Origin of the sequence: Pseudidiomarina insulisalsae (genome assembly GCF_003987065.1) — a bacterium.
Taxonomy (GTDB): Bacteria; Pseudomonadota; Gammaproteobacteria; order Enterobacterales; family Alteromonadaceae; genus Pseudidiomarina; species Pseudidiomarina insulisalsae.
This window is the reverse complement of the sequence record NZ_PIPY01000002.1, coordinates 156,525-178,841: the sequence shown is the minus strand read 5'-3', so window position 1 is coordinate 178,841 and position 22,317 is coordinate 156,525. Positions and strand designations below refer to the sequence as shown.

At 54.3% G+C, this 22,317-nt stretch carries 17 protein-coding genes and 1 tRNA gene; 8 read left to right on the top strand and 10 right to left on the bottom strand.

Going from position 1 to position 22,317, the window contains the following annotated elements; translation table 11 throughout:
• Positions 1-255 (bottom strand): helix-turn-helix domain-containing protein, encoded by a 255-nt coding sequence (locus tag CWI71_RS02380; RefSeq protein WP_126753656.1) that lies wholly within the window; start codon positions 253-255, stop codon positions 1-3.
• Positions 256-587: 332 nt separating this feature from the next.
• A tRNA-Arg gene (locus CWI71_RS02375) sits at positions 588-664 on the bottom strand.
• 162 nt (positions 665-826) lie between these two features.
• Here CWI71_RS02375 and CWI71_RS02370 point away from each other — a divergent pair.
• Both CWI71_RS02370 and CWI71_RS02365 read left to right on the top strand, forming a co-directional pair.
• Entirely contained in the window at positions 827-2,410 is a 1,584-nt protein-coding gene (locus CWI71_RS02370; protein ID WP_241967583.1) for a leucyl aminopeptidase family protein, read from the top strand.
• 11 nt (positions 2,411-2,421) lie between these two features.
• Entirely contained in the window at positions 2,422-2,886 is a 465-nt protein-coding gene (locus CWI71_RS02365) for an ion channel (RefSeq protein WP_126753655.1), read from the top strand.
• 5 nt (positions 2,887-2,891) lie between these two features.
• Here the strand turns inward: CWI71_RS02365 and CWI71_RS02360 are convergent, their stop codons facing one another.
• From CWI71_RS02360 to CWI71_RS02335, 6 genes are all read right to left on the bottom strand, one after another.
• A complete protein-coding gene (locus tag CWI71_RS02360) occupies positions 2,892-4,448 on the bottom strand; it encodes a serine hydrolase (RefSeq protein ID WP_241967582.1) in 1,557 nt (518 codons plus the stop codon).
• A gap of 9 nt (positions 4,449-4,457) precedes the next feature.
• A complete protein-coding gene (locus CWI71_RS02355) occupies positions 4,458-5,600 on the bottom strand; it encodes a GGDEF domain-containing protein (RefSeq protein WP_241967600.1) in 1,143 nt (380 codons plus the stop codon).
• A 94-nt stretch (positions 5,601-5,694) separates the two neighbouring features.
• Positions 5,695-6,972, bottom strand: a complete 1,278-nt coding sequence (locus CWI71_RS02350) for a sugar MFS transporter (protein ID WP_126753653.1) — start codon at positions 6,970-6,972, stop codon at positions 5,695-5,697.
• Positions 6,973-6,974: 2 nt separating this feature from the next.
• Positions 6,975-8,099, bottom strand: a complete 1,125-nt coding sequence (gene nagA / locus CWI71_RS02345; protein WP_126753652.1) for an N-acetylglucosamine-6-phosphate deacetylase — start codon at positions 8,097-8,099, stop codon at positions 6,975-6,977.
• Positions 8,099-9,097 carry a glucosamine-6-phosphate deaminase NagB-II gene (gene nagB-II, locus CWI71_RS02340; RefSeq protein ID WP_126753651.1) on the bottom strand — a complete coding sequence of 333 codons (999 nt, stop codon included), beginning with the start codon at positions 9,095-9,097 and terminating at the stop codon, positions 8,099-8,101. The genes nagA and nagB-II overlap by 1 nt, the downstream gene beginning before the upstream one ends.
• On the bottom strand, positions 9,087-10,001 hold the full coding sequence (locus CWI71_RS02335; protein ID WP_126753650.1) for a glucosamine kinase nucleotide-binding domain-containing protein: 915 nt from the start codon (positions 9,999-10,001) through the stop codon (positions 9,087-9,089). Before CWI71_RS02335 ends, nagB-II begins: the two co-directional genes overlap by 11 nt.
• A gap of 111 nt (positions 10,002-10,112) precedes the next feature.
• On the opposite strand from CWI71_RS02335, the gene CWI71_RS02330 reads away from it, so the two are divergent.
• The 4 genes from CWI71_RS02330 to CWI71_RS02315 all read left to right on the top strand — a co-directional run bounded on the left by CWI71_RS02330 (position 10,113) and on the right by CWI71_RS02315 (position 15,210).
• Entirely contained in the window at positions 10,113-11,399 is a 1,287-nt protein-coding gene (locus CWI71_RS02330) for a hypothetical protein (RefSeq protein WP_126753649.1), read from the top strand.
• 114 nt (positions 11,400-11,513) lie between these two features.
• A complete protein-coding gene (locus CWI71_RS02325; protein ID WP_126753648.1) occupies positions 11,514-13,103 on the top strand; it encodes a sodium:solute symporter in 1,590 nt (529 codons plus the stop codon).
• A complete protein-coding gene (murQ, locus tag CWI71_RS02320; protein ID WP_126753647.1) occupies positions 13,091-14,023 on the top strand; it encodes an N-acetylmuramic acid 6-phosphate etherase in 933 nt (310 codons plus the stop codon). Before CWI71_RS02325 ends, murQ begins: the two co-directional genes overlap by 13 nt.
• Positions 14,020-15,210 (top strand): exo-beta-N-acetylmuramidase NamZ family protein, encoded by a 1,191-nt coding sequence (locus CWI71_RS02315; RefSeq protein WP_126753646.1) that lies wholly within the window; start codon positions 14,020-14,022, stop codon positions 15,208-15,210. Before murQ ends, CWI71_RS02315 begins: the two co-directional genes overlap by 4 nt.
• Here the strand turns inward: CWI71_RS02315 and CWI71_RS02310 are convergent.
• Positions 15,207-16,055 carry a MurR/RpiR family transcriptional regulator gene (locus CWI71_RS02310; RefSeq protein WP_126753645.1) on the bottom strand — a complete coding sequence of 283 codons (849 nt, stop codon included), beginning with the start codon at positions 16,053-16,055 and terminating at the stop codon, positions 15,207-15,209. The two genes, CWI71_RS02315 and CWI71_RS02310, sit on opposite strands and share 4 nt — an antisense overlap.
• Positions 16,056-16,188: 133 nt before the next feature.
• Between CWI71_RS02310 and CWI71_RS02305 the strand changes: the two genes are divergently transcribed.
• Positions 16,189-18,939, top strand: coding sequence for an FAD-binding and (Fe-S)-binding domain-containing protein (locus CWI71_RS02305; RefSeq protein WP_241967581.1), 2,751 nt, complete (start codon positions 16,189-16,191; stop codon positions 18,937-18,939).
• A complete protein-coding gene (locus CWI71_RS02300; RefSeq protein ID WP_126753644.1) occupies positions 18,936-20,087 on the top strand; it encodes a M14 family zinc carboxypeptidase in 1,152 nt (383 codons plus the stop codon). The genes CWI71_RS02305 and CWI71_RS02300 overlap by 4 nt, the downstream gene beginning before the upstream one ends.
• Here CWI71_RS02300 and CWI71_RS02295 read toward each other — a convergent pair.
• Positions 20,067-21,890, bottom strand: a complete 1,824-nt coding sequence (locus tag CWI71_RS02295) for a glycoside hydrolase family 3 N-terminal domain-containing protein (RefSeq protein ID WP_126753643.1) — start codon at positions 21,888-21,890, stop codon at positions 20,067-20,069. The two genes, CWI71_RS02300 and CWI71_RS02295, sit on opposite strands and share 21 nt — an antisense overlap.
• Positions 21,891-22,317: the final 427 nt, after the last annotated feature.

The following is a 22,317-nucleotide window of genomic DNA, read 5'->3' as shown; positions in this document are numbered from 1 at the left end:
CTACCATCCTTCATTCCATTGGGAGGCGTTTTCGTTTTGTACTTGGTTACGGGTCGTTATATCAATTTTTAGATTGAGAGCCGCCAGAATTTTGAAAACGGTTTCTAACTTACACGTCTCAGGGTTATTTTCGAAGTTCGAAACAGTAGCAGTACGGATGCCGACAAGCTCAGCAATATTTGCCTGCGTGAGACCTTGTTTATTTCGGTAGTCTTTAACTAATGCACTCAGCTGCTCGGGTCGGGTGATATTCATGATTCGATTGCTCCGAAATGTTTCGTTCCATAGCGAATCTGATGACTATACGCCATAGCGTAATATTTCGCAATATACGCTAGAGCGGAAAAGATGTCAATATACGCTTTGGCGCAAAAGCAATAATTTTACGCCACGACGTAATTTAGGTTTCTTCAAGCTGGGATGTTCAGGCGAGCTACAACGAAGCGTCGGTCAATCGTTCTGCGAAGTGGCGATGCAGCTAAAGATCAAGACTGAAGTAAAAAAGCAGGGTAACGTAAATTTTGCTCCCAATTTGGGCACAAAGAAAATGTTAGTACGTAAATACTTTCGCTGGAACACGCTAGATATGGCGCACCCGACAGGAGTCGAACCTGTGACCTCTGCCTCCGGAGGGCAGCGCTCTATCCAGCTGAGCTACGGGTGCGCATTTACTAAGAAGTGTTTGCTTGCAAACAAGCAGGCGGGAATTCTAGGGAAAAACCGCCGCATTGTCTACCCACTTCAACGATTAATCACTTGTTTTAGCATTCTCGCTGCTGGATGTTTACACTTAGTAAATAGGTAAAAAAATGGAGTAAACCCGAAGATGAAAAAAAACATAATGGCGGTGCTGTTGACTACTGTTTTGGCAGGTGGCGCGGCGCTCAGCACAGATGTTCAGGCGCAAGCCGCGTTTAGTGATTACGTAAAGACCCAGCATCAGTTTGCGCATGAACACAAAAATAATGCCGACGTGCTGGTGTTCCTTGCTTCCGAAACGGAAGACGGCACGGTTGCGTTGCCACAAATGTGGGACGCTCAAGTACGCAATATTGTTCAGAATGCTCTGGCAATGGAAGATTTCACCGGTAAACACGGGCAACAGGTCGAGCTGCTGGCACTACCTGGTTTTTACGCGAAACGTTTATGGGTGGTCGGCACCGGTATTGATATGACGCGCGCCGACGCCGAGAAGCTGGGCGCCCAGGTAGCGGCGCAGTTAGGCGAGGCGACAGAAACTGTCGTTATGCACGCGAAGGGATTGAGTGCTAAGCAGGTCGCTGCAATGGCACATGGTATGGACTTACGCAATTATCGCTTTGACCGCTATAAGAGCGAGCCCGCCGCACGACCTGACTATACGATTAACTGGCATAGCGATAATAGCAACGCCGCGGCCGACACTTATGCTGACACACAGCCTTTAGCGCATGGCGTATTTGTGGCGCGGGACATCATTAACCTACCTGGTAGTGACGGCTATCCCAAAGCAATCGCAGAACTTGCCCAAACTGCGGTAAGTAATTACGACATTAAAGCGACGGTTTACACCCCCGAGCAAGTAAAAGAGATGGGCATGGGCGCGCTTTACGGTGTAAGCCAGGGTAGCCAGCATAAGGCCCACCTGTTAGTGGTCGAGTATCAAGGTGGCGGCGATGAAGCGCCAATTGCGCTGGTGGGAAAAGGCAATACCTTTGACACCGGTGGTTATAACCTGAAAACCTCAGGCAGCTCCATTGTGCGTATGCAAACCGACAAAGCCGGCGGTGCGGCTGTGTTGGGTGCCGTTATGGCGCTTGCCGGTAAAGAGGCAGAGCTTAATGTGGCCGGCGTCGTGCCGTTATCGCATAACCTGATCTCAGGCAGCGCAATTTTACCGGGCGACGTTCTGCATGCGGCAGATGGTACTCGCATTGAAGTGGTCAACACTGACGCTGAAGGCCGCCTGATTCTGGCGGACGGCATTTGGTACGCGCGGGATAAGTTAAAAGCACGGGCTATTGCCGATATCGCGACGCTAACAGGCTCGAAAGTGCGGGCAGTTGGTACCGATTATGCCGCTATCTTTTCAGACGATGACGCCCTGATTAGCACCATGAAAGCGGCCGGAGAAACCACTGGCGAACTGGTCTGGCAGTTACCGCTGGGGCCCTATGATGGCATTATCGATAGCTGGCTGGCCGATATTCAGAACGTCGGTTCACCGGGCGCGCAAGCGGGTGCCCGTTTGCTGCAGCACTTCGCCAAAGACACGCCCTGGATCCACATCGACATGGCGGGCAACGCCTACGCTACCAGTGCCAGTGGTATCCACCCGGCAGGGGGCAACGGTTATGGCGTGCGCTTGCTGAGTGAGTGGGTGGAAAACTACAACGCAACGACGTCAGCAAGCGCGGCAGGCAGTAACTAAGGTGGGGAACGATGCTGGTTGGTGATCATTGGATTGTCGCAGCAGCCACCTTAGTGCTGGTGCTGCTTGTTATTCTTATGCATTACGAAGCGTCGTTCCGGTTGCGTCGGATGCTGCAGCGAAATCGTTCGCTACGGCGTCCGGCGCGTATCATGGTTCTGCTCATCGGACTGTTCTTCGCCCACATTGGGGAAGTGTGGTTATTTGGTGTGGGCGGGTGGTTATTATTTAATTATGCGGATCTGGCGCCCTCGGGTGGTATTGGTGCGCTGGCGAATCCTGATTTATTTGATTTTGTATTTTTATCCCTTGCCAGCTACACCACCGTCGGCTTTGCTGACGCCTACCCGATGGGCCCTCTGCGCTTTTTATACGGCACCGAGGGCCTGTTGGGCTTTATGATGATCACCTGGTCAGCGTCGTTATCCTTTCTTGAAATGCAGCATCACTGGCAGAACATGGAGCAGGAGAAGTAGCTGCTTCACCGCAATTTCAGCAGACGCAAGTTGTGAAAGTCAAAGCTGAAATCGGTAAAAGGTGCCACGGCTTCCATACGGGCGCCTTGCACTTCGTTGTCACGCGTCACGTTAAATTCAATAAAGGCATCGGCTTCAAGTAATGCCTCGTCCCAGCGCACGACAAAAGTATCGCCGTTGTAATGCTCAAGCCGACCTTTCAGCAGCTCAGTATGCGTAAAATCAAGGCGTAACTGATCGTCCGCAAAGGTCACCTTAATGTCGCCATACCATGGGTCATTGTAGGTGCCGCTGTAGGCAAGGAGCGGCAATGCGTCGCGTACCAGTTCGGGCTGGCTGAGCTGAAACTCGGCTTTGCGCTGCATAAAGGCCTGGTATTCAGCCTGTTCTTCGGCCACCCAGTCCCGATCAGGTAAGTCCAACAGGTCTTCCAATGCTTCTTCGGTAATGGCGGTCAGGCCACCAAAGGCCTGCTGATTGCTTAAAACCACCATACCAAAGTTCTTCTCCGGTATGAGTGTGGTCAACGACAGCATGCCTAAAATACCACCGCTGTGCGAAATATGTTTTACACCATAATAGTCTTTCAGGAACCAGCCCATACCCACACCGCGAAAGTGTGTTCCGGTTTTCGCCGCGTCCGCAGGTACGCCCAGTGGCATTGCCACCTGCCAGACTTCATGTTGCGTGGCTTCGCTGAAGACGCGCTCACCTGAGGGCGCTACGCCACCTTGTAATTGGGTGAGCAGCCACTGGCTTAAGTCATTGACGCTGCTGGCCATCGCGCCTGCTGCGCTGAAATCCTCCAGATAATCAAGAGGAAAACGGTACAGCTCACCCTCTTTTTCAATGGTGCCTGTCGCCAGATTCGTGGTGCTTTCCGGAATAGTAGAAAAACCCACACGCGTATTGCTCATATTGAGAGGCTCAAGAAAGGTCTGCGCGATATAGTCAGCGTACGGCATGCCGCTAACGCGAGCGATGACCTCTCCGGCGGTCACAAACATCAGGTTGTTGTAGGCAAAGCGTTCGCGTAATCCGCGTTGCACCGGTACATAAGCCAGCCCGGCCAGTAACGAGTGGATGTCCTTATCGGTATTCGGCCAGATCATCAGGTCGCCGGCGCCAAGGCCAAGCCCTGAGCGGTGGCTCAGCAGGTCGCGTATCGTCAGCTCACGGGTAAGCTGCGCGTCGGCCAGACGGAACTCGGGGATATACTCGATGACTTTATCGTCCCAGTGCAGTTTTCCCTGCTCAACCAAGGTGCCGATCGCCGCGCTGGTAAACGCTTTGGTGTTTGAGGCGATGCCAAACAGGGTGTCAGCGTTCACCGGAGCTTGGGTGGCAATATCGCGAACGCCAAAGCCTTCCGCCAGAATAATTTCACCGTCTTTTACGGCAACCACCGCCAGGCCGGGAATATTAAAAGCGTCGAGTACTTCGGTGGCGGTATTACGGATGGAGTCGGCGGTCTGTGCCTGCACCGGGTTGGAGAACGTCAGTGCCGCGCTAATGCAGGCGCTAACGAGCAGGCCTTTAGCAAAGTAGTGATGCAACATCATAAGTAGTCCCTAAGCGAATTTGAACTGATTACGGCCACTGGTTTTGGCCTGGTTAAGTGCGGTGTCCGCAGCGTTAAGCAGGTCATTTAGCTCGCGGCGGCTGGCAATACTGAAAATACCGCCAATACTCACCGTCAGCTCAATCGGCTCACCCTGAAAGCTAAATGCTTGCTGCTCGACCCGCTGACATAAGCGATAACTAAGCAGTTCAACCTGATTACGGTCGGCATCGCTCAGTGCCACGGCAAACTCCTCACCCCCGATGCGCGCTGCCACGTCCTGGTCGCGAATTGTGTCGCGGATAACGTCAGCGACGGCTTTTAGACAAGCGTCGCCGGCTTCATAGCCATAGCGATCGTTGATGCGCTTTAATTCGTCGAGATCGACCACCAGTACACAAAAAGGCCGTCGTAAAACACGGTTTTTTGCCAGCATCATACTCGCGCGCTCAAAGAACGCGCGTCGGTTCAACAAGCGTGTCAGCTCGTCAAAGTTGACGAGCTCGAGCAAGCGTCGCTCGCTCATGGCGAATGCAAACACCGGGAATAACGTCACAGTACCGGTGGTGAGTAACAGATGCGTGATCAGCATTAGTTTAAGAATAGGCTGCACAGTAATAAACTGGCTTGCCCCCAGATTCTCAACCAGCATGCCGGCCATACCGAGCATCAGCGCCCCATGTAGTAAGAAGAGTAGAAACAATACATTGCGCGAGAGCGCCGGAGCCTGACGTATGGTCAGCATAAAGGCCGCGGCAAATAAATAAATGGCGGCGCAGATAACGGCGGTTAAGGTATGTGCATGCAAGGGCGACGTGTAAAGGTAGACCAGTGGCAGCGCACTATAGCTCATGACCAAGGCGACCAGCTTTAAGGAAACGGGCCCCTGTACCTGATACTGTCGCAGACCATGCAATGCCAGTAACGGCGCAAAAATAAAGGCAAGATTGGCAACAAAAATAGTCAGCCATAACTGGTCTTCGACCAGGATCCGTGCGCTGGAAAACATGATAGCCATGGCGAATATCACACATGATAACGCCCAGGTCAGAAAGCTTTTCTGGGTACGCCGGACCTGATAAATGATCAACATCACCCCACACAACATTAAGTTGAGTGCAATGATCGTAATAATCAGGGTGGGAAGATGCATTTCCACGGCGCACGGACTCTTGTTCTACTTCTTATTTTTTATTCAGGATAGCCTGAAACGCCGGATAGCACAAAGCCTACCACGGAAGATCTTTTTACCAGCTCCGTTTCTTGTGTCCCTGCAAGCCATACCAGCCGATGATGACATAACCGACCAGCAAGAATGCGTAGGCACTTTTGCTGCTGAAAGCGTCCGCCAAAGCACCATAAACCAGGGGTAAAATCGCGCCGCCGGCAATACCCATAATTAAGATGGCCGAGCCACGGGCGGTGAATTTGCCTAAATCTGCCAGCGCCAGAGGCCAGATGGCGGGCCAGACCATGGCGTTGGCGAAGCCAAGTAGCGCTAAAAAGGCTACCGAGTCAGGCACCAGCGGTGCGCCGCTCCAGCCCCAAAGCACGCTAGCGATGGTTGTGCTGGTGTCGGAGCTAACTAACAGTAAACCGGTAAAAATAACGCCTAATAGCGCAGAGCCCGTCAGCGCGCCTTGCTGGCTCAGCCAGCGTGGAATGAGGATTAAACCAAGTACATAACCGACTACCATGGCGGTCATGACGTACGAGGTCAGGCTGGAATAATTCGCCAGGCCCAGCTTTGAGCCATACATACCAATGGTGTCACCGGCAATGACCTCAACACCCACATAGAAAAACAAGGCAATGGCACCAAGTACCAGCTGCGGATATTTTAACACCGACTCATGTACTGCGGCACCGCTTGGCGGTTCTTCTTTAATTTTAGGCAGACGTACCAGGTAAAAAGCACCCGCCAGTACGAACATAGCAATAGCCATACCAACGTAGGGCGGAATAATTTTGGCCGCCATAGCATTCACTTGGGCGGCACGCTCAACCGCGCTCAGTTCGGCCATACTCGCCGCGCTCACGTTGGGGAAGTCAGCCAGTACCAGCCAGGTGAAAAATAATGGCGCGATAACCCCGGCGGCTTTATTCAAAATGCCCATAATAGCAATTCGCGCCGCGGCAGAATCGTGAGGGCCAATGCGCACAATGTAAGGGTTTGAGGCGGTTTGTAAAATGGTCAGCCCGGAGCCGACGACAAACTGCGCCAGCAAAAAGATGCCAAACAGATGCGTTTGCGCGGCAGGTACAAACAACAGCAGGCCACAGCCGATGAGAGCAAGCCCAAGCACCATGCCATTTTTATAGCCGGTGCGGTCAAGCACCCATGACATAGGCAGCGCCATCACCACGTAGGCAATGTAAAAGCAAAACGCGATCAGCAGGGCCTGAAACTCGTTGAGATCCGAAATAGTCTGCAAAAAGGGGATCAGCGCGCCGTTTAGCCAAGTCACGAAGCCAAAAATAAAAAACAGTAAGCCAATAACCAGCATGGGAATAAAGGTTGCCATGATTACGCGTCCTTACGGGTGGTTTCGCCGTGCAACCAGAGTTGCGCGATATTCAAGTGTTCATCTAAGAGCATAAAATTGGCCTGGTGGCCCGGGGCAATGCTGCCTACCTCGTGGGCAATGCCAAGCATTTTGGCCGGGGTCAGGCTCGCCATTTCAATCGCGTCAGCTAAGGGCATGTCGCAAAGGTTCACGGTATTTTTAACCGCTTCGATCATGGTCAGGCAGGAGCCCGCCAGCGTGCCGTCGGGGGTGGTCAGCTTATTGCCTTTGCGGCGAATTTTGGTGTCAAAAAAATCAACTTCGGTAGCATCGGTCGCGGCCAGCGCCATGGCATCGGTGACCAGCATCATCTGGCCTTTGCCTTTCGCCCGAAAGGCAACCTGACAGGCTTGTGGGTCGACATGAAAGCCATCAACAATCAGTCCGGCATAGGCGTCGCTGGCCAGACAAACACCCACCATGCCTGGTGCGCGGGAATGCAGTTGCGACATGGCATTGTATAAATGGGTAAAGCCCACGGCACCGGCTTTTAACGCCTCGTTCACCTGTTCTGCGCTGGCGTCGGAGTGGCCTAAGAAGACTTTGATGCCCGCATTCGCCAGCTTACTGATGATGGTAGTAGAGGCAGTTTCCGGCGCGAGTGTCACCATAACCAATCCCAGCTCGGGGTCGGTGAGTAACGCAAGCTCTTCTTCGCTGGGTTCACGAATATACTTTTCGCTATGTACCCCTTTGCGTTTGCTGCACAGCCAGGGGCCTTCAAAATGTACCCCCAGAATGCCGGCAACGCCTTGTTGTTTGGCATCTTTAATGGCCTGAGCGGCGTCGGTCATGGCTTCTATGCTGTCTGTAATAAGCGTGGGCAACATGCCGGTGGTGCCATGCTCAAGGTGCGCCGCCATGATGTGGCGCAATGCTTTTGGTGAGCGCTGTTGGTTAAACAGCACGCCACCGCCACCATTTACTTGTACGTCAATGAAGCCGGGAACCAGGCGTCCATGATAAGTGGGTAACTGGTGGTCTTCAGGAGCATCGCTGACACTGACAATACGGCCATGCTCAACGCTGACCTGCTGATGATGTTGCCAGCCTTTGGGGGTAAGGACGTAATCGCAAACAAACATTAGTGGGTTTCCGTAACTTTTTTCAGACCTGGCGGCGCATCGGGATTCAGGCCCAGCTGTCGCGCGGCGTGTTCAATGTCCAGATAGAAGCGCTGCATGACCGCCAGTGGCTGTAGGCGCGGGTGCATGTTCGCAGGGGCTTTCATCTGAATAACCTCGGCACCACGTTGTTCAATATCGGCCAGTTGGCGCTGATGCATCGTGCTGCCTTCATCATGAATGTGAATATTAAATACCGTCAAGTGCTTCTCGACCAGAGTGACCGGGCCGTGCAAAAACTCAGCACTACTGAATGCCTCGGCGTGAATGCCCAGAACTTCTTTGAGCTTAAGTGCCACTTCACGGGCGATGGCATAGCCAAAGCCGCGACCGAGTACTACGCAGTGGCGCAGCTGTTGCAGGTGTTCGGTATGTAGCATTGCAGGTTCGTTTTGGGCCTGCTGCAGCTGCTCTGGCAGCTGTTCTAGTGCGGCATGCAACTGGTGACTCTGTTGCCAGTAGGCACACATTTGTACCAGGACGCTTAGACTGGCCAGGTAGCTTTTGGTCGCGGCGACCGCCAGTTCCGGTCCCGCGTGCAGCGGCAGTACCGTATCAGCGAGGCGCGCCAGCGGTGAGTCGGTAACATTGACGATCGCGATTAGTTTGGCACCCCCGGCTTTTGCCAGCTCGGCTTGCTGGACAATATCGGGGCTTTGTCCGGACTGCGAAATACAAATCGCCAGACAGTTCTCAAGCTTTAACTGTCGCTGGTAAATGCCGGCAACGGAGGGTGCGGCAGCGAATACCGGAATGCCTGCTTCAACTTCAAACAGATATTTGGCGAACACACCGGCATGATCGGAGGTGCCACGACCGATCATCATGATGGCCTGCGGTGGCGTTTCGCGCAGTGCGGCACCTAAGGCGGCGCAGCGTCCTGCGTTGGCCTCGAGTTGCGCGGCAATGACCTGGGGGACCGCCAGGGCCTCTTGCTGCATGCGTGTTTCAGTTACCATGGCTTGGCATGCCTCCGTTTTGGTAGAGCATAATCGCACCCCACTCGGGGCCATAGTGGCTCGTACTCAGCTGTTCGCGAATGTCGGTATCGAGCCACCGCTGCAGCGCACCCGCAACGCCACCGGTGAGCACTAACTTACCGCCGCTGTTTTGCAGGGCTTTGCGGGCTATAGCGCTCAGGTAAGTACTGCCTTCGGCTACCAGCGCCCTGGCGCTAGCTTCACCATCATTGGCAAGTTGCAGTATCAGCGGGCATAACTCACCAAACACCCCGGGGTGAGCCTGATTGAGTTTGTCGACTAAAGCGGTGGCGCTGTGACATTGATAATGAGCTTGCACGGCGGCGGCAAGCGCGCCGTGCTGCTGAATGCCATCAATAGCTTCCAGCGTATGAATGACCGCTTGCTTACCCAACCAGGCGCCACTGCCTTTATCGCCCAGTAAGAAACCGTGACCGCCGAACTGTTGTAGCTGACCGCTTACCAGCGCAGCGGCACAGGAGCCGGTGCCGATGACCAGTACCGCGCCATTTTCGCCATTGTGGGCGCCATACAGTGCTGTGTGCAGATCTGAACTGAAGTCAAAACTCTGAAAAGGGTGCTGCCACTGACGCATTATATTCGCAGCTGAGGGCAAATTAGCGCCGGCAAAGCCACCACAAGCGCGTATCTGTCCAAGGCTTTCAGGCGGCAGTTGCGCCTCACTAACCGCCGCGGTAACCGCATCCAGTATGGATCGCTTGGCGATTTCACTGTCACGGGCGATATTGGCTGCGCCGGCAATGCCAGCGCCTAATAGCTTGCCATCGGCGTTGTACAATTCGGCCCGACATTTAGTGCCACCCCCGTCAATGCCAGCGTAAAGCGTACCGGCTGGCGATAAAGGCGTCGTTTCGTGCGTCATAGACTATCTTTCTTATGAGTTCGTGTGCGTTAATGGCCAACATACTGCCATACTTTGCCTCTCGATTTGTAATACTTTATTCTTGAACTGGGAATAATAAGGAATCAAACGATGAAAAATACAACAAAATGCCTGATGAGCCTGTGCGCCTTTCTGCCGTTAGTGGCCTGTACTGCCGAGCAGGAGCCGGAAGGTCTGACTTATTATGAGCAGATCATGGGGGCACCGCCACTGCTGCCGGCGCAACCAGAGCCACGTTGGCAGGCCTGCGCGCCAACCGTCGCTGCGGACAATGAAAACTATGCGACCGTGGCCGAGACCGGCACCGGCGAGGGCTGGGTTGAGCAGACGGTGCACGACTGGACCTTTTTCCCGGCCTCGGTGGAGGATGGGAAAGTATTGGTGATTGATTATGCGCAAAAGGGCGATGAACTGGCATTTCGTTACCTTGCCAATGCGCGCACGCATGACGACTTATATGAGCCGTGGAGTTCTTCAAAAGTGATGGCGTATGCTGGCGCCATGTCGTTGGTGAGTGCGAATTTGGCCCAGCCCGATACCCTGGTCGGTGACGTGAAGCTCGCCGACTTAATCACCAGCGTTCATAGCTATGAGAGCTCCGGGCTGGCCGATGGCAACTCGAACGCTATCGCCTATTACTTTGCCAACCTTGCCGGGCGCGACTACCTGACCGCGTTGTTTCACGACGCATGGCTGAATATTGGCCAGCCCGAAGTTAAGTTTCGCGGGGCCTATGGTCCTTCTGCGTTCGTGCCGGAAGATAATTATTGGCGTACGCCGTCGCGTTTTGTCAGCGCCCAGTTTGTCGCCCGAGACAATGATCCCGGCGCTTTGACCTATCGTTGCGAAGACTGCGGCCTGACCGGTAATAAACCAATGACAACATTGGCCTCGGCCGAGTTTTTAAAACGCCTCGCCACGCACAAACGCGTGCCTGAGACGCGCCTGCCGGGGGTCAGTGACGACGCTGTCATGATGCTGTTTTATGGTCCGGGGCATAGTGAGAATGTGGCCAACGCCGGTGGCATGATGGCCGGTGCCAGTCTGATGCCGCATCGCGCAGTGGCAAAGGCGTTGCAGGCGCAATACCCCATTCTTGCCGGACGCAGCCTGCAGGACACCTTAGATACCGCAACCGGCGGCAACTGGCGTATTTTCCATAAGCTCGGCGCCGGACCCAGCGAAACCCGTGGCACCAGCGAAGTCGTTGCCTTAGCGCACATCTGCCTGCCACTGCACGACGGCACCCGCGAGTTCACTATCGCCGCGCAGACCAGCGTCGACGACAACACCGAAGCCAACGTCGGCCACGCCGGCGCCAAGCTCGAGGACCTGCTGCGCCGCACCATCCAGCAACTCCTCACCACCCGCCTATAACATTTGGCAAGGGGGGGCAGCCCCCTCTTTTTATTCCAAATTTATATTCCATCTATACTTTGTGGGTGGAATAATTTATTTTATGGGCACAATGTAGAAGCAAAGCGAAGGATTATGCTAGGTCAATATTCTCTTGCCGACGTGCTGGTGTTTGTGGCGTATGGCTTGGTGTTGCTGGGCAGCGGCTGGCTGTTTAACCGGCAGAGTAAATCGACACAGGACTACTTTCTCGGCGGCAATAAAATGTCGATGTGGGTGGTTGCGATTTCGGTGCTGGCAACTTCGCAGTCAGCGGCGACGTTCCTGGGTGGGCCTGATCAGGGCTATCGTGGCGATCTTACCTATCTGGCAACCAATATTGGTGCCTTCATTGCGGTTGCCTTCGTCGCAGTCTTCCTGATCCCGAAGTTTTATCAGCAGCGCGTTTACACGGTTTACGAGCTGCTGGAGCAACGTTTTGGTGCGCGTGCCAAGCGCGAGGCGGGGCTTATGTACTTATTCGGGCGGGTGTTTGCCAGTGGCGCGCGGCTGTATATGGCGGCCATTGCCGTCGCGATGATCTTGTTCGGCAATATTGAGGCCAACAGTGTTATTACCGCCACGCTCATTCTGACCTTCGTCGGTCTGGTTTACACGGTTTATGGCGGTATTCGCACCGTTATTTATTCCGATGTGCTGCAGGCGCTGGTCTATATCAGCGCTGCAATTGCGGTAATTATTGTCCTTTATAACGCCATTCCGTTAAGTTTTGGTGAGTTATTCCACGCCTTGCAAAACCCTGCGCCGGGCATGGGCTCGAAGCTACAGCTCATTGACACCGACGTCGACTTCAGCAGTTCCGGTGTATTTAATATCTGGTCGGTGCTGACTGGCTTTGTGCTACTTAATATTGCCGCCTTCGGTCTTGATCAGGATATGACGCAACGGGTTCTGACCTGTAAGAACGCGAAAGAGGGCAGCAAAGCTATTCTCATGTCGGTGGTCATGGTTATTCCGGTCATGCTGCTGTTTATTATCATCGGCTTGCTGTTGTTTATTTACTATCAGCGCCCCGACATCATGGCCAGCGCATCAGGTTCCGAGCCCGTGCCAACCTTTGCCGGCGAAGCTGTCACCATTTTCATGTACTACGTTTTAACGGAAATACCCGCAGGCGTTCGCGGACTGGTGACTATCGGCATAATCGCGGCCGCGCTCTCAACCCTGAATTCGGGGCTGAACTCCATGTCGAGCGTGTTGATTCAGGACATTTACCGGCCCTGGCAGCAAAGTCGCGGTAAAGCGCGCGACGATAAGCACTTCGTCAGGGCGGGGCAGGTAGGTATGGCGCTGGTCGCCGCGGCGCTGGCACTGATGGCATGTCTTTGCTACTACTGGCAACAATATACCGAAACACCGCTGCTGCAATTTGCCTTAAGTGTTATGGTTTTCTCCTATAGCGGTCTGTTAGGGGTCTATTTTGTCACCTTGTTCAGTCAGCGGGGCAACCGTCGCACAGTCACAGCCGCATTAGTCATTGGCTTTTTGTCACCGCTACTGATGCAGCCATACACACAGCAGTTACTCTTGCCGGCCACTTGGGTGACCGATATTGGTTTCACCTGGCAATTGATGATCGGCACCACCATCTCGACGCTTATTTGTCTGGCCGGGCGCCCGACAAAGCAGCCACAAGCACGTGAAGAGTTCGCATGGAAAACATAAAGAAAACGGAAGATTTGCTGGCACAACTTAATAGTATCGTGTCCGAAGGGCGTAACCCTGACACGCTCGATATTGACCTGCTATCGAGCGAAGCCATTTTGCGAAAAATTAATCATGAAGACGCCAAAGTCGCGCCGGCGGTGGCAACCGAGGTTCCGCAAATTGCACAGGCGGTGGATGCTATTGTCGATAAACTGCAGCAAGGCGGGCGGTTATTCTACATCGGCGCCGGTACCAGTGGCCGGCTCGGTATTCTCGACGCAGTGGAGTGCCGTCCGACGTTCAGCGTGCCTGATGATCTGGTGCAGGGCATTATTGCCGGCGGTGAGCAAGCCATTCAGTTTGCCGTTGAAGGCGCAGAAGATGACCGCGAGGCTGGCGTTGCCGATGTGCAGGCGGTCAACCTTAGTGCTAATGACGTGCTGGTCGGGCTCTCGGCCAGTGGCCGCACGCCTTATGTCGTCGCGGCTCTTGAGTACGCAAACAGCATCAAAGCAGTCAGCGTGGCTGTAACTTGTAACCCTGACTCCCCGTTAATGAACACCGCCAGCATTGGTATTTGCCCGGTGGTAGGGCCCGAGGCCTTAACCGGTTCCACCCGTATGAAGTCGGGAACGGCGCAGAAGTTGGTGCTGAATATGCTCAGCACCGCCAGCATGATCCGCCTTGGCAAGTCATACGAGAACCTGATGGTTGACGTGAACGCCAGTAACGAAAAGTTGCGGGCACGCGCCATTCGTATTGTCATGCAGGCCACCGACTGCGAGCGCGAGGTGGCCGAGCAGGCACTGAAAGCCGCAGATAACCGCGCGAAACTGGCCATTCTGATGATCCTGACCGGACTTGACGCAACGACCGCCGAGCAACTGCTGGCGCAGCAGAATGGCTTCTTACGCGCCGCGGTGGAGTCGCAGTTATGAAGTGGCTGGCCGTTATCACGCTCACCTGCGCCCTGTTAGCGGGTTGTCAGAAAACCGAAACGGCCGCGCCGGTCAGTGCCTCACTACCGATTATTGTAGGCGCCGAGCAAAGTGAGGATTACCTGCCGCAGTTGCGCGATCAGCGTGTGGCCCTGGTGGTGAATCAGACCTCGCGGGTGGGCGATGAGCACCTGGTCGACTTCTTACTTGCGCAAGGTGTTGAGGTGGTTAAAGTGCTGGCGCCAGAGCATGGTTTTCGCGGTGACGCAGGAGCGGGCGAGACCATCGATGATGCCATCGACCCGCGTACCGGCTTGCCGATTTTGTCGATCTACGGAAAAACCAAAAAGCCGACGCCGGAAATGTTGGCAGGCGTCGATACCATCATTTTTGACATTCAGGATGTCGGCGCGCGCTTCTATACCTATATCAGCACCATGCACTATGTCATGGAAGCGGCTGCTGAGCAGGGCCTGACCATGTGGGTGTTTGACCGGCCCAACCCGAACGGTAGCTTCGTTGACGGCCCAGTGCTTGCGCCGGAATTTCAGTCATTTGTCGGGATGCATCCGATTCCGCTGCTCCACGGTATGACCGTCGCTGAACTGGCGCAGATGATTAAAGGCGAAGGCTGGATAAACCAGGCGGAGAAGCTGCAACTAAAGGTGGTTCCGGTGGCCCATTATCGTCGTGACATGGATTATCAGCTGCCTGTCGCGCCGAGCCCGAATTTGCCGAACGCACAGGCGATTCAGTTGTACCCGTCGCTGTGTCTGTTCGAGCCGACCGCGGTCAGTGTCGGCCGCGGTACCGAATTTCCATTTCAGGTGATCGGTCACGACGAAGTGAGGTTGGGCGAGTTTCAGTTCTCGCCGCGCAGTATGCCAACCAGTGCGCCACACCCGAAACTTGAGGGTGAGACCCTGTATGGCCTTGATTTACGTAATAGCGCGATCGAAGGTTTTGATTTGAGCCTGCTGTTGCAGGCACACCAGGCCTTTAGCGAGGCCGGCGTTACCTTTTTCCAGTCGCCGGATTTCATGGACAAGTTAAGTGGCACCGACAAGCTGCGCCTGGCGATTGTAGCAGGGCAGAGCGAAGCGCAGATACGCGCCGGCTGGCAGGACCAACTGGCACAGTTTAAAAAGCAGCGCGAGCGGTACCTGCTGTATCCGGACAATGATTAATTCTGGCGCAAACGTTGAAATGCGTGATTGGTACGTGTAAGGGTTTCGCGGCCGGACTCGGAAGCCTGAATCAGGGCAATAAATAAGAGATCAATGACCAGGTTTTGCGCGGTCCGGGCATGAATAGACGACAGTCGGGCCGGCTCGCTCTCGGCAACGGAGTATAACTTAATGTCCGATACCTGACTAATGGGGGTTTTGCCATAACGGGTAATACTAATGACCGCGCTGCCATGGCGCCGCGCCTCTTTTACCACGCGGGTGATTTCTTTGGTGCTGCCGGATTCACTAATGGCAACCACCACGTCGTCAAGCCCAAAGGTGGCGGCATTGGCTAGCTGAATGTGGCTGTCAGGGTCGGCAATAGCCTGCAAACCGAGCTTTTGTAATTTGTAAGACAAATCTTTGGCCACCAGCGCTGAGCCACCGATACCCGCAATAAGAATCCGCCGGGCCGCCAGAAGCTTGCTTACAGCCTGCTGAAACGCGGCTTTTTCATTAAGGTTGCGCGTCTCGCTAAGGACATTAATTTTTCCGGCTAACAGCTTATCAGCCATTTCGTTGAAGTCATCTTCAAGCGTAATTTCGCCATGCAGCCGTGCGCTTAAGTGGGCCTTTTTATTCAGGGCATCGATCACAGAGAGTTTAAACGCAGGGTAACCCTTGTAGCCCAACTTTTGCGCAAACTTGACGACACTGGACTGACTGACGCCGACGGTGCTAGCCAGCTCTTGCGACGATAAGTCACGCAGTGCGGCAGGCGACTCCAGCGTAAAGCTGGCCAGTTTGGCTTCACTGTTGGATAACGATTTTTGAATGGCTTTTATTTTTGCAAATGCGGACATCGTGTCCCACCTTTTGAGAGCTTGCAGAAGATCTGCGGAATTTTTTATTCAAATATAAACCAGTTGATGTGAATATCAAAATCACCTTTAATGACCAGAGCCTCCGTAGATAAAGGCGACAGCAGGAGAAACGGTGACCGAACAGTTTGACATGTTTTTGCGCCAGTTGCGCCATGTGGTTCCTGCGCAGCGGTTGATCACAGATCTGAGCCGGCGTATGGCTTACAGCACCGATGCCAGTTTTTACCACAAGCTGCCGCAGTTGGTGGTGCAAGTTGCTGCGTTAGCTGAGTTGCAGCAGCTGCTTCGTCTGGCGCGGCAACATAACATTGCGCTGACCTTTCGTGCAGCAGGCACCAGCTTATCGGGTCAGGCTATCTCGGACTCGGTATTAGTAATGTTGACCCGCGACTGGCAAAACCACGAGATTCTGGCTAACGGTGCTTACATAAAACTTCAGCCCGGTGTTATTGGCGCGCATGCGAACCAGGCGCTGCTGCCTTATGGACGCAAAATCGGTCCGGACCCGGCCTCTATTAATACCTGCCAGATTGGCGGTATTGCGGCGAACAACGCATCGGGTATGTGCTGTGGGGTTAAGCATAATAGTTACCACACCATGGCTGGCATTCGCTTTGTGCTGACCGACGGCACCTGTGTGGATACTGCTGATGAAGCCTCTGTAAATGCCTTTCGTAGCAGCCACCATGAGCTGCTTGACGGCCTGGCACAACTGGCAGAAGAAGTACGGGAAAACACCGAGTTGGCGGCTGCAATCGCAAGTCAGTATCGCCTGAAAAATACCATGGGTTACGGCCTGAACGCATTGCTTGATTATCATGATCCGGTTGCTATTCTCAGCCATCTGCTCATTGGCTCTGAGGGTACGCTCGGCTTCATTGCTGATATTACCTATCGCACTGTTGCGCTACCACAGACCAGCGCCACGGGTTTGTATTTGTTTCCCGACAGCCATGCGGCGTGCGCGATCATTCCGCAACTGAAGGAAATTGGCGTAGAGGCAGTGGAGCTGATGGACGACCGGGCACTGGCCTCGGTTGCTTCTCTACTGCAGCGTCACAGTCAGGTGCAGCCAGAACCCGGTGCCGTTGCGTTGTTAATCGATATTGGCCGTGATGATCGCGCCGCGCTACAGCTTGCAGAAAGAGCCATTAATGACTGTTTTAAAACGCTTGACGCAGAAGTGCTGGCGCTTTGCCCCTTTAGCTCCGACCCTGCCACCATCCAGGCGCTATGGCAAATTCGCAAAGGCTTGTTCCCCGCGGTCGGGGCCGTACGCGCCAGCGGTACTACTGTGGTGATTGAAGACGTGGCCGTGCCGCTAGAAGCGCTACCCCTTGCGGTGAATGCGCTGCAGCAGTTATTAGTCAGCTTTGGCTATCATGAAGCCATCATTTTTGGCCACGCCTTAGACGGCAACGTGCATTTTGTCTTTACCCAGGCCTTTGACAGTGTCAACGAAATTCAGCATTACGCCCGCTTTATGGATGCCGTGGCCGAACTCATCACGCGCGACTTCAACGGTACCCTGAAAGCAGAGCATGGTACCGGGCGCAACATGGCGCCTTATATTTATGCCCAATGGGGCGGCGAGGGACTGGCGGTGATGCGCCGTATCAAACAGCTGCTTGACCCGGAAGACATTTTAAATCCCGGGGTTATTCTCAATGACGACCCGCAGGCGCACCTGCAAGATCTGAAAAAGCTACCAGAGGTAAACAGTACCGTTGATGCCTGCATTGAATGTGGTTTTTGCGAGCCGCAGTGCCCGTCGCTGCATTATACGCTGAGCCCGCGCCAGCGCATTGCGCTGATGCGTCGTGCCGCGGCATTAGAGCCCGCAGAGCGTGACACCATCATGAATGACTTTCAGCACCTGGGTATCGATTCGTGCGCAGCGACGGGTTTATGCGCTACTGCGTGTCCGGTAGGAATCAATACCGGTACCTGGGTACAGCAGTTGCGCGCCGCGCAGGCAAAACATCCTCGGCTGGCAAGCTGGCTGGCAGAGCATCAGGGTGGCACCGAAACCATTGCGCGTTTTGCGCTACGCGTAGGCGCTCCGCTGAGTCGCTGGCAACAACGCCGGCCAGCACTGCCACTACCGGCAGCAAAAACAAAATTGTCGCAGCCGCACGCTTCGCAAAAGCGCCTGGTTTATTTCACAACTTGCCCGAATCGGGTGTTTGGCACGCCGGGACAGCCGCCGCTGGCCGAGGTGGTGCAACGTTTATGCCAGCGCGCTGGCTATGAACTGATTCTGGCAGATAGCCCACAGCAATGTTGCGGTCAGCCCTGGCAGAGTAAAGGTTATCCGCAACAGGCGCAAAGCAAGCAACAGCAACTGCAAAGCTACTTACAGCAGCTTAGTGAAGATGGTCGCTGGCCGGTGGTGTTGGACGCCAGCCCCTGTGCCTTGCAGTTGCAGGACTCTGCTGTCTATACCAGTTATGAATTAAGCGAGTTTTTATACCGCTTCGTCTTACCCGAGCTCGATTTTAAGCCTGCTGATGAACCTTTATTGTTACATGTCACCTGCAGCAGTCGACGGCTGGATCAGGGCAACGCCTTGCGCGCTCTGGCGGCGGCATGCAGCCATCAGGTAACTGAGCCTGAGTACATTAAGTGCTGCGGCTTTGCTGGTGACAAAGGGTTTACCCAGCCAGAGCTAAACGCCAGTGCACTGGCGCCTTTGGCCGAGCAGGTGCCGGAAAATTGTCGTTTCGCCGTTAGCAATAGCCGCACCTGTGAGATCGGATTGAGCCACCACAGCGGTAGTAAGGGCGAGCCTAAAGTTCACTATCAACATATTGCTTATGTGCTCGATGAACTTTGCAATTTAAGCAATAAGGAACCGCTATGACCCACCCGAACAGTGCTGTGAGCGCACTCGAGTCGCTTTGGCAGCAGCACAAATGGCCCGACCTGGCCACGCGTCAACTGACTTATACACAGATCGAGCCCGTGCTCGATGCGCTTAGCGCGCTACCCATGATCCGTCACCAGCACATCGGACGCTCTTATCTGGGCACCCCGATCCGGCGCTTTAGTATTGGGCAGGGACCGCTGGTGCTGCTGGCCTGGACGCAAATGCACGGTAACGAGTCGACAGCGACCGCTGCAGTACTGGACTGGTTAAAACTACTTAGCTCAGAGAAACTGACAGAACTGCCCCCTGACTGGCAGCAACTGATGACCTTGCATGTCATTCCGATGCTGAACCCTGATGGTGCTGCGGCAGGCACCCGGGAAACCGCACAGGGCATTGACATGAATCGTGACGCGTTAGCCCGGCAAACCCCGGAAGGACGCCTGCTATGGCAGCAGGTCCAAGAGCTGAAACCTTCAGTAGCATTTAACCTACACGATCAGAACCCTTATTATGCCGCAGGCCCGCAGGGTGAGCCGGCAACGATCGCCTTTCTGGCGCCGGCGTATCATCCCGACAAACATGTCGACGGCCCACGGTTGCGGGCGAAGCAGCTGATTGCCCATATGCGACAAATTTTGTCGCACTACCTGCCCAAAGGCATCGGCCGTTATGACGATAGCTATTCGGAGCGTTCATTTGGTGATGCCATAGCGGGTTGCGGCGCAAGCACCATCTTGATTGAAAGTGGCGCGCATCGTGACGATTCCACACGACAGGTTGCCCGCCGACTCAATGTCATCGCGCTACAAGCGGCTTTAAGCGCGGTTCTTAGTGGCGTCTATCAGGACTACAGTCTGGCCGACTATTACGCTATTCCGGCCAACTTTGCAGACGGCTTTGTCGACATCAAAATTACGCAGCTGACTATTGACGATGGTCAGCATGCGCCTTACCTGGCGGATATCTTATTGAAGTGTCGTGACAATGACACAAGCGCCTACGTGATTGAGTTTGTCGGTGACGCGCGGGGGCAGCGGGGGCTGCGGGAGTTATCAGCGCAGGGACTGACCTGGAAACAGCTGCCGCGCCTGGGCGCCGCAGCTGAAGAACTGTTGCAGTTAGTCGACGCTGACCGGTAGTTGCCCGGGTGCCTCGTTCGTCAGCAGGCTATGCACGATAGCTCGGAAACTGGGGCTGTGGAGCTCTCCTTCAGCGGTCTCTTCGGCACTGTAGTCATAGCTGGCAAGCGCGGCGTCAGCCAGCTCACGGTAGCGGCTGGCAACATAGGGCGTGCGCAGCGCGACCAACACCGTGGGTTGTTGCCGTGCATCGGTAACGCGCAGCAGGTCTGTGACCCACGCATACTGTTCTTCCTTACTCGGGCGTTCGCGCCAGCTGGCTAAGTCATCCATGCCGCCCATTTCCGCCAGGCTGTGATGCGGGGTAATATCGCCAATAATAACGGGCACATCGGTTGGCCAGTCATGCCATGGCTCCTCCGCTGGCAGTGCGGCCAGGCTCAGACAAGTACTGGTAATGTGCGGTGCTTGCGCGCGCAAAGCCGCAGTGAAGGCATGACAGCGCAAAGTATCAGGCATGACGAGCTGCCAATGCGACTGCGTTAAAGGCAAAACACCGTTATCGTAAATCCGGGTCATTGCCGCCTGCGCTAATTCCTGCTCTTGTTGTCGCAGGCTTGGGAAGGGCAGTTGCTGCAGTTGCGCCAGTCGCTCGCTGCGGGGTACCGCAGCCTGTTGCTCCAGTTGGTAAGCAGCTTTGAGCCTGGCAATGCGTTGTGCCGAGAGCTGCAGCGCATGTCGATCAAGGCGATTCGCTTTTACCGCTGCGATCAGCCCGTCGAAATACTGCCAGAAATTCTCGATATCCTGCGGCGTGCGTAGGGTGTACGGCATCAATGCAATATCGGCACCCGCGCGAAAGGTTTGTACCGTAGCTTCCAGCGGCGCGAAATAATGCGCAATGCCCGCCATGTCCAGCGCGTCGGTGACGATGATGCCTTCATAGCCAAGCTGTTCACGCAAGACTCCGGTTAGAATAGCGCGTGACATAGTGGCAGGCACAATGGTTGGCTCGCCGTTCGTCGCGACAAACTTCGTACTATCAAGTTGGGGGTACTGAATATGGGCAGTCATCACCATCGCCGGCGGTGTAGGGCTGGCAATAATACGACGGAAGGGGAGCAAATCTACAGCGTCGATGGTCGCACGGTCATGGTCAACCCGTGGAAGTCCGGTATGGCTGTCGACGTGCGTATCGCCATGACCGGGAAAGTGTTTGAGCGCACTCATGATGCCATACTGTTGCAAGCTGGCGACGGTGGTCTGGCCCAGGGTGGCAACCCGTTCGGCATCCTCGCCGTAGCTACGCACGTTAATGACCGGGTTGTCAGGGTTCACGTTGACATCGACGGTGGGTGCGAAATTGAGATTAAAACCGAACAGTTTTAGCTCTTCGGCAATTCCGGCCGCAACCTGCTCAGCGTAAGTGGTGCCATGTGCAGCATAAGTGGCGCCGAGCGCCATATTGCCGGCAAAGCGGGTAGAAATACTTGCCGGTAAACGTGCAACCCGGCCACCTTCCTGATCCACGGCAATAAAAAGTGGTGGCAACCCTGCTGAATGCATCACCTGCTGCATTTCATCAATCAGCGACACAATTTGCGGCGCGGTCTCAAGGTTATCGGCAAATAATATCACGCCGCCAATATGACCCTGACGCAAGACCTCGGCTAAAGCCTCGGGTAATTCAGTTACGGCCTGCTTGCATTCGCTGGCAGACGTGCCGTCCTGACAGAAATAGCGAAAATCGAGCATCAGTTTCTGGCCGAGCACATGGCGAACGTCGTCCGCGTCAGTTACTGGTTGCGGGCTACATGAAGCGAGGCCAATTAAACTAAACAACAGAACGATAAAACGGCGCATAATGCTCTCTCAGTGGATCAATAACATGAAAAGGTACGGGGCTATACTACGTGAGCGCCCACGAAAAATAAATTATTCCAAGCGATTACTAACGCCGACCCGGCACCGGGATCCTGACTGTGATTTAATCGGCACGAGTCACAGTGTTGAGGGCGAAAGAATACGCTGATTTACCTTTGCAACATTCGGCAACAAATTCTAGAAGTAGCGCTAAGTGTGGAGAAAAAGTAAGAAACTTCATCGTATACAAACGAGCACTAGTCGCAAAGACTAAAAAATGAACAGAAAACAACTTGGAATAATTTATTATTTACATTATAAGAATATATGATACTTTCAACGTATTGATGGTTTGACCATCTGTTGTAGTAATTTTCAGTCGACGACGGCCGGAAATATAACAAGAAGACGTAGTTATATACGTACC

Excerpts from the sequence above, each read along its gene's own strand:
- CWI71_RS02300 (WP_126753644.1), top strand. The coding sequence starts at position 18,936 with ATGACCCACCCGAACAGTGCTGTGAGCGCACTCGAGTCGCTTTGGCAG.
- CWI71_RS02350 (WP_126753653.1), bottom strand. The coding sequence starts at position 6,972 with ATGGCAACCTTTATTCCCATGCTGGTTATTGGCTTACTGTTTTTTATT.
- CWI71_RS02360 (WP_241967582.1), bottom strand. The coding sequence starts at position 4,448 with ATGATGTTGCATCACTACTTTGCTAAAGGCCTGCTCGTTAGCGCCTGC.
- CWI71_RS02310 (WP_126753645.1), bottom strand. The coding sequence starts at position 16,055 with ATGTCCGCATTTGCAAAAATAAAAGCCATTCAAAAATCGTTATCCAAC.
- CWI71_RS02380 (WP_126753656.1), bottom strand. The coding sequence starts at position 255 with ATGAATATCACCCGACCCGAGCAGCTGAGTGCATTAGTTAAAGACTAC.
- CWI71_RS02355 (WP_241967600.1), bottom strand. The coding sequence starts at position 5,600 with ATGCATCTTCCCACCCTGATTATTACGATCATTGCACTCAACTTAATG.
- CWI71_RS02325 (WP_126753648.1), top strand. The coding sequence starts at position 11,514 with ATGCTAGGTCAATATTCTCTTGCCGACGTGCTGGTGTTTGTGGCGTAT.
- CWI71_RS02370 (WP_241967583.1), top strand. The coding sequence starts at position 827 with ATGAAAAAAAACATAATGGCGGTGCTGTTGACTACTGTTTTGGCAGGT.
- nagB-II (WP_126753651.1), bottom strand. The coding sequence starts at position 9,097 with ATGGTAACTGAAACACGCATGCAGCAAGAGGCCCTGGCGGTCCCCCAG.
- CWI71_RS02335 (WP_126753650.1), bottom strand. The coding sequence starts at position 10,001 with ATGACGCACGAAACGACGCCTTTATCGCCAGCCGGTACGCTTTACGCT.
- CWI71_RS02295 (WP_126753643.1), bottom strand. The coding sequence starts at position 21,890 with ATGCGCCGTTTTATCGTTCTGTTGTTTAGTTTAATTGGCCTCGCTTCA.
- CWI71_RS02315 (WP_126753646.1), top strand. The coding sequence starts at position 14,020 with ATGAAGTGGCTGGCCGTTATCACGCTCACCTGCGCCCTGTTAGCGGGT.
- murQ (WP_126753647.1), top strand. The coding sequence starts at position 13,091 with ATGGAAAACATAAAGAAAACGGAAGATTTGCTGGCACAACTTAATAGT.
- nagA (WP_126753652.1), bottom strand. The coding sequence starts at position 8,099 with ATGTTTGTTTGCGATTACGTCCTTACCCCCAAAGGCTGGCAACATCAT.
- CWI71_RS02365 (WP_126753655.1), top strand. The coding sequence starts at position 2,422 with ATGCTGGTTGGTGATCATTGGATTGTCGCAGCAGCCACCTTAGTGCTG.
- CWI71_RS02330 (WP_126753649.1), top strand. The coding sequence starts at position 10,113 with ATGAAAAATACAACAAAATGCCTGATGAGCCTGTGCGCCTTTCTGCCG.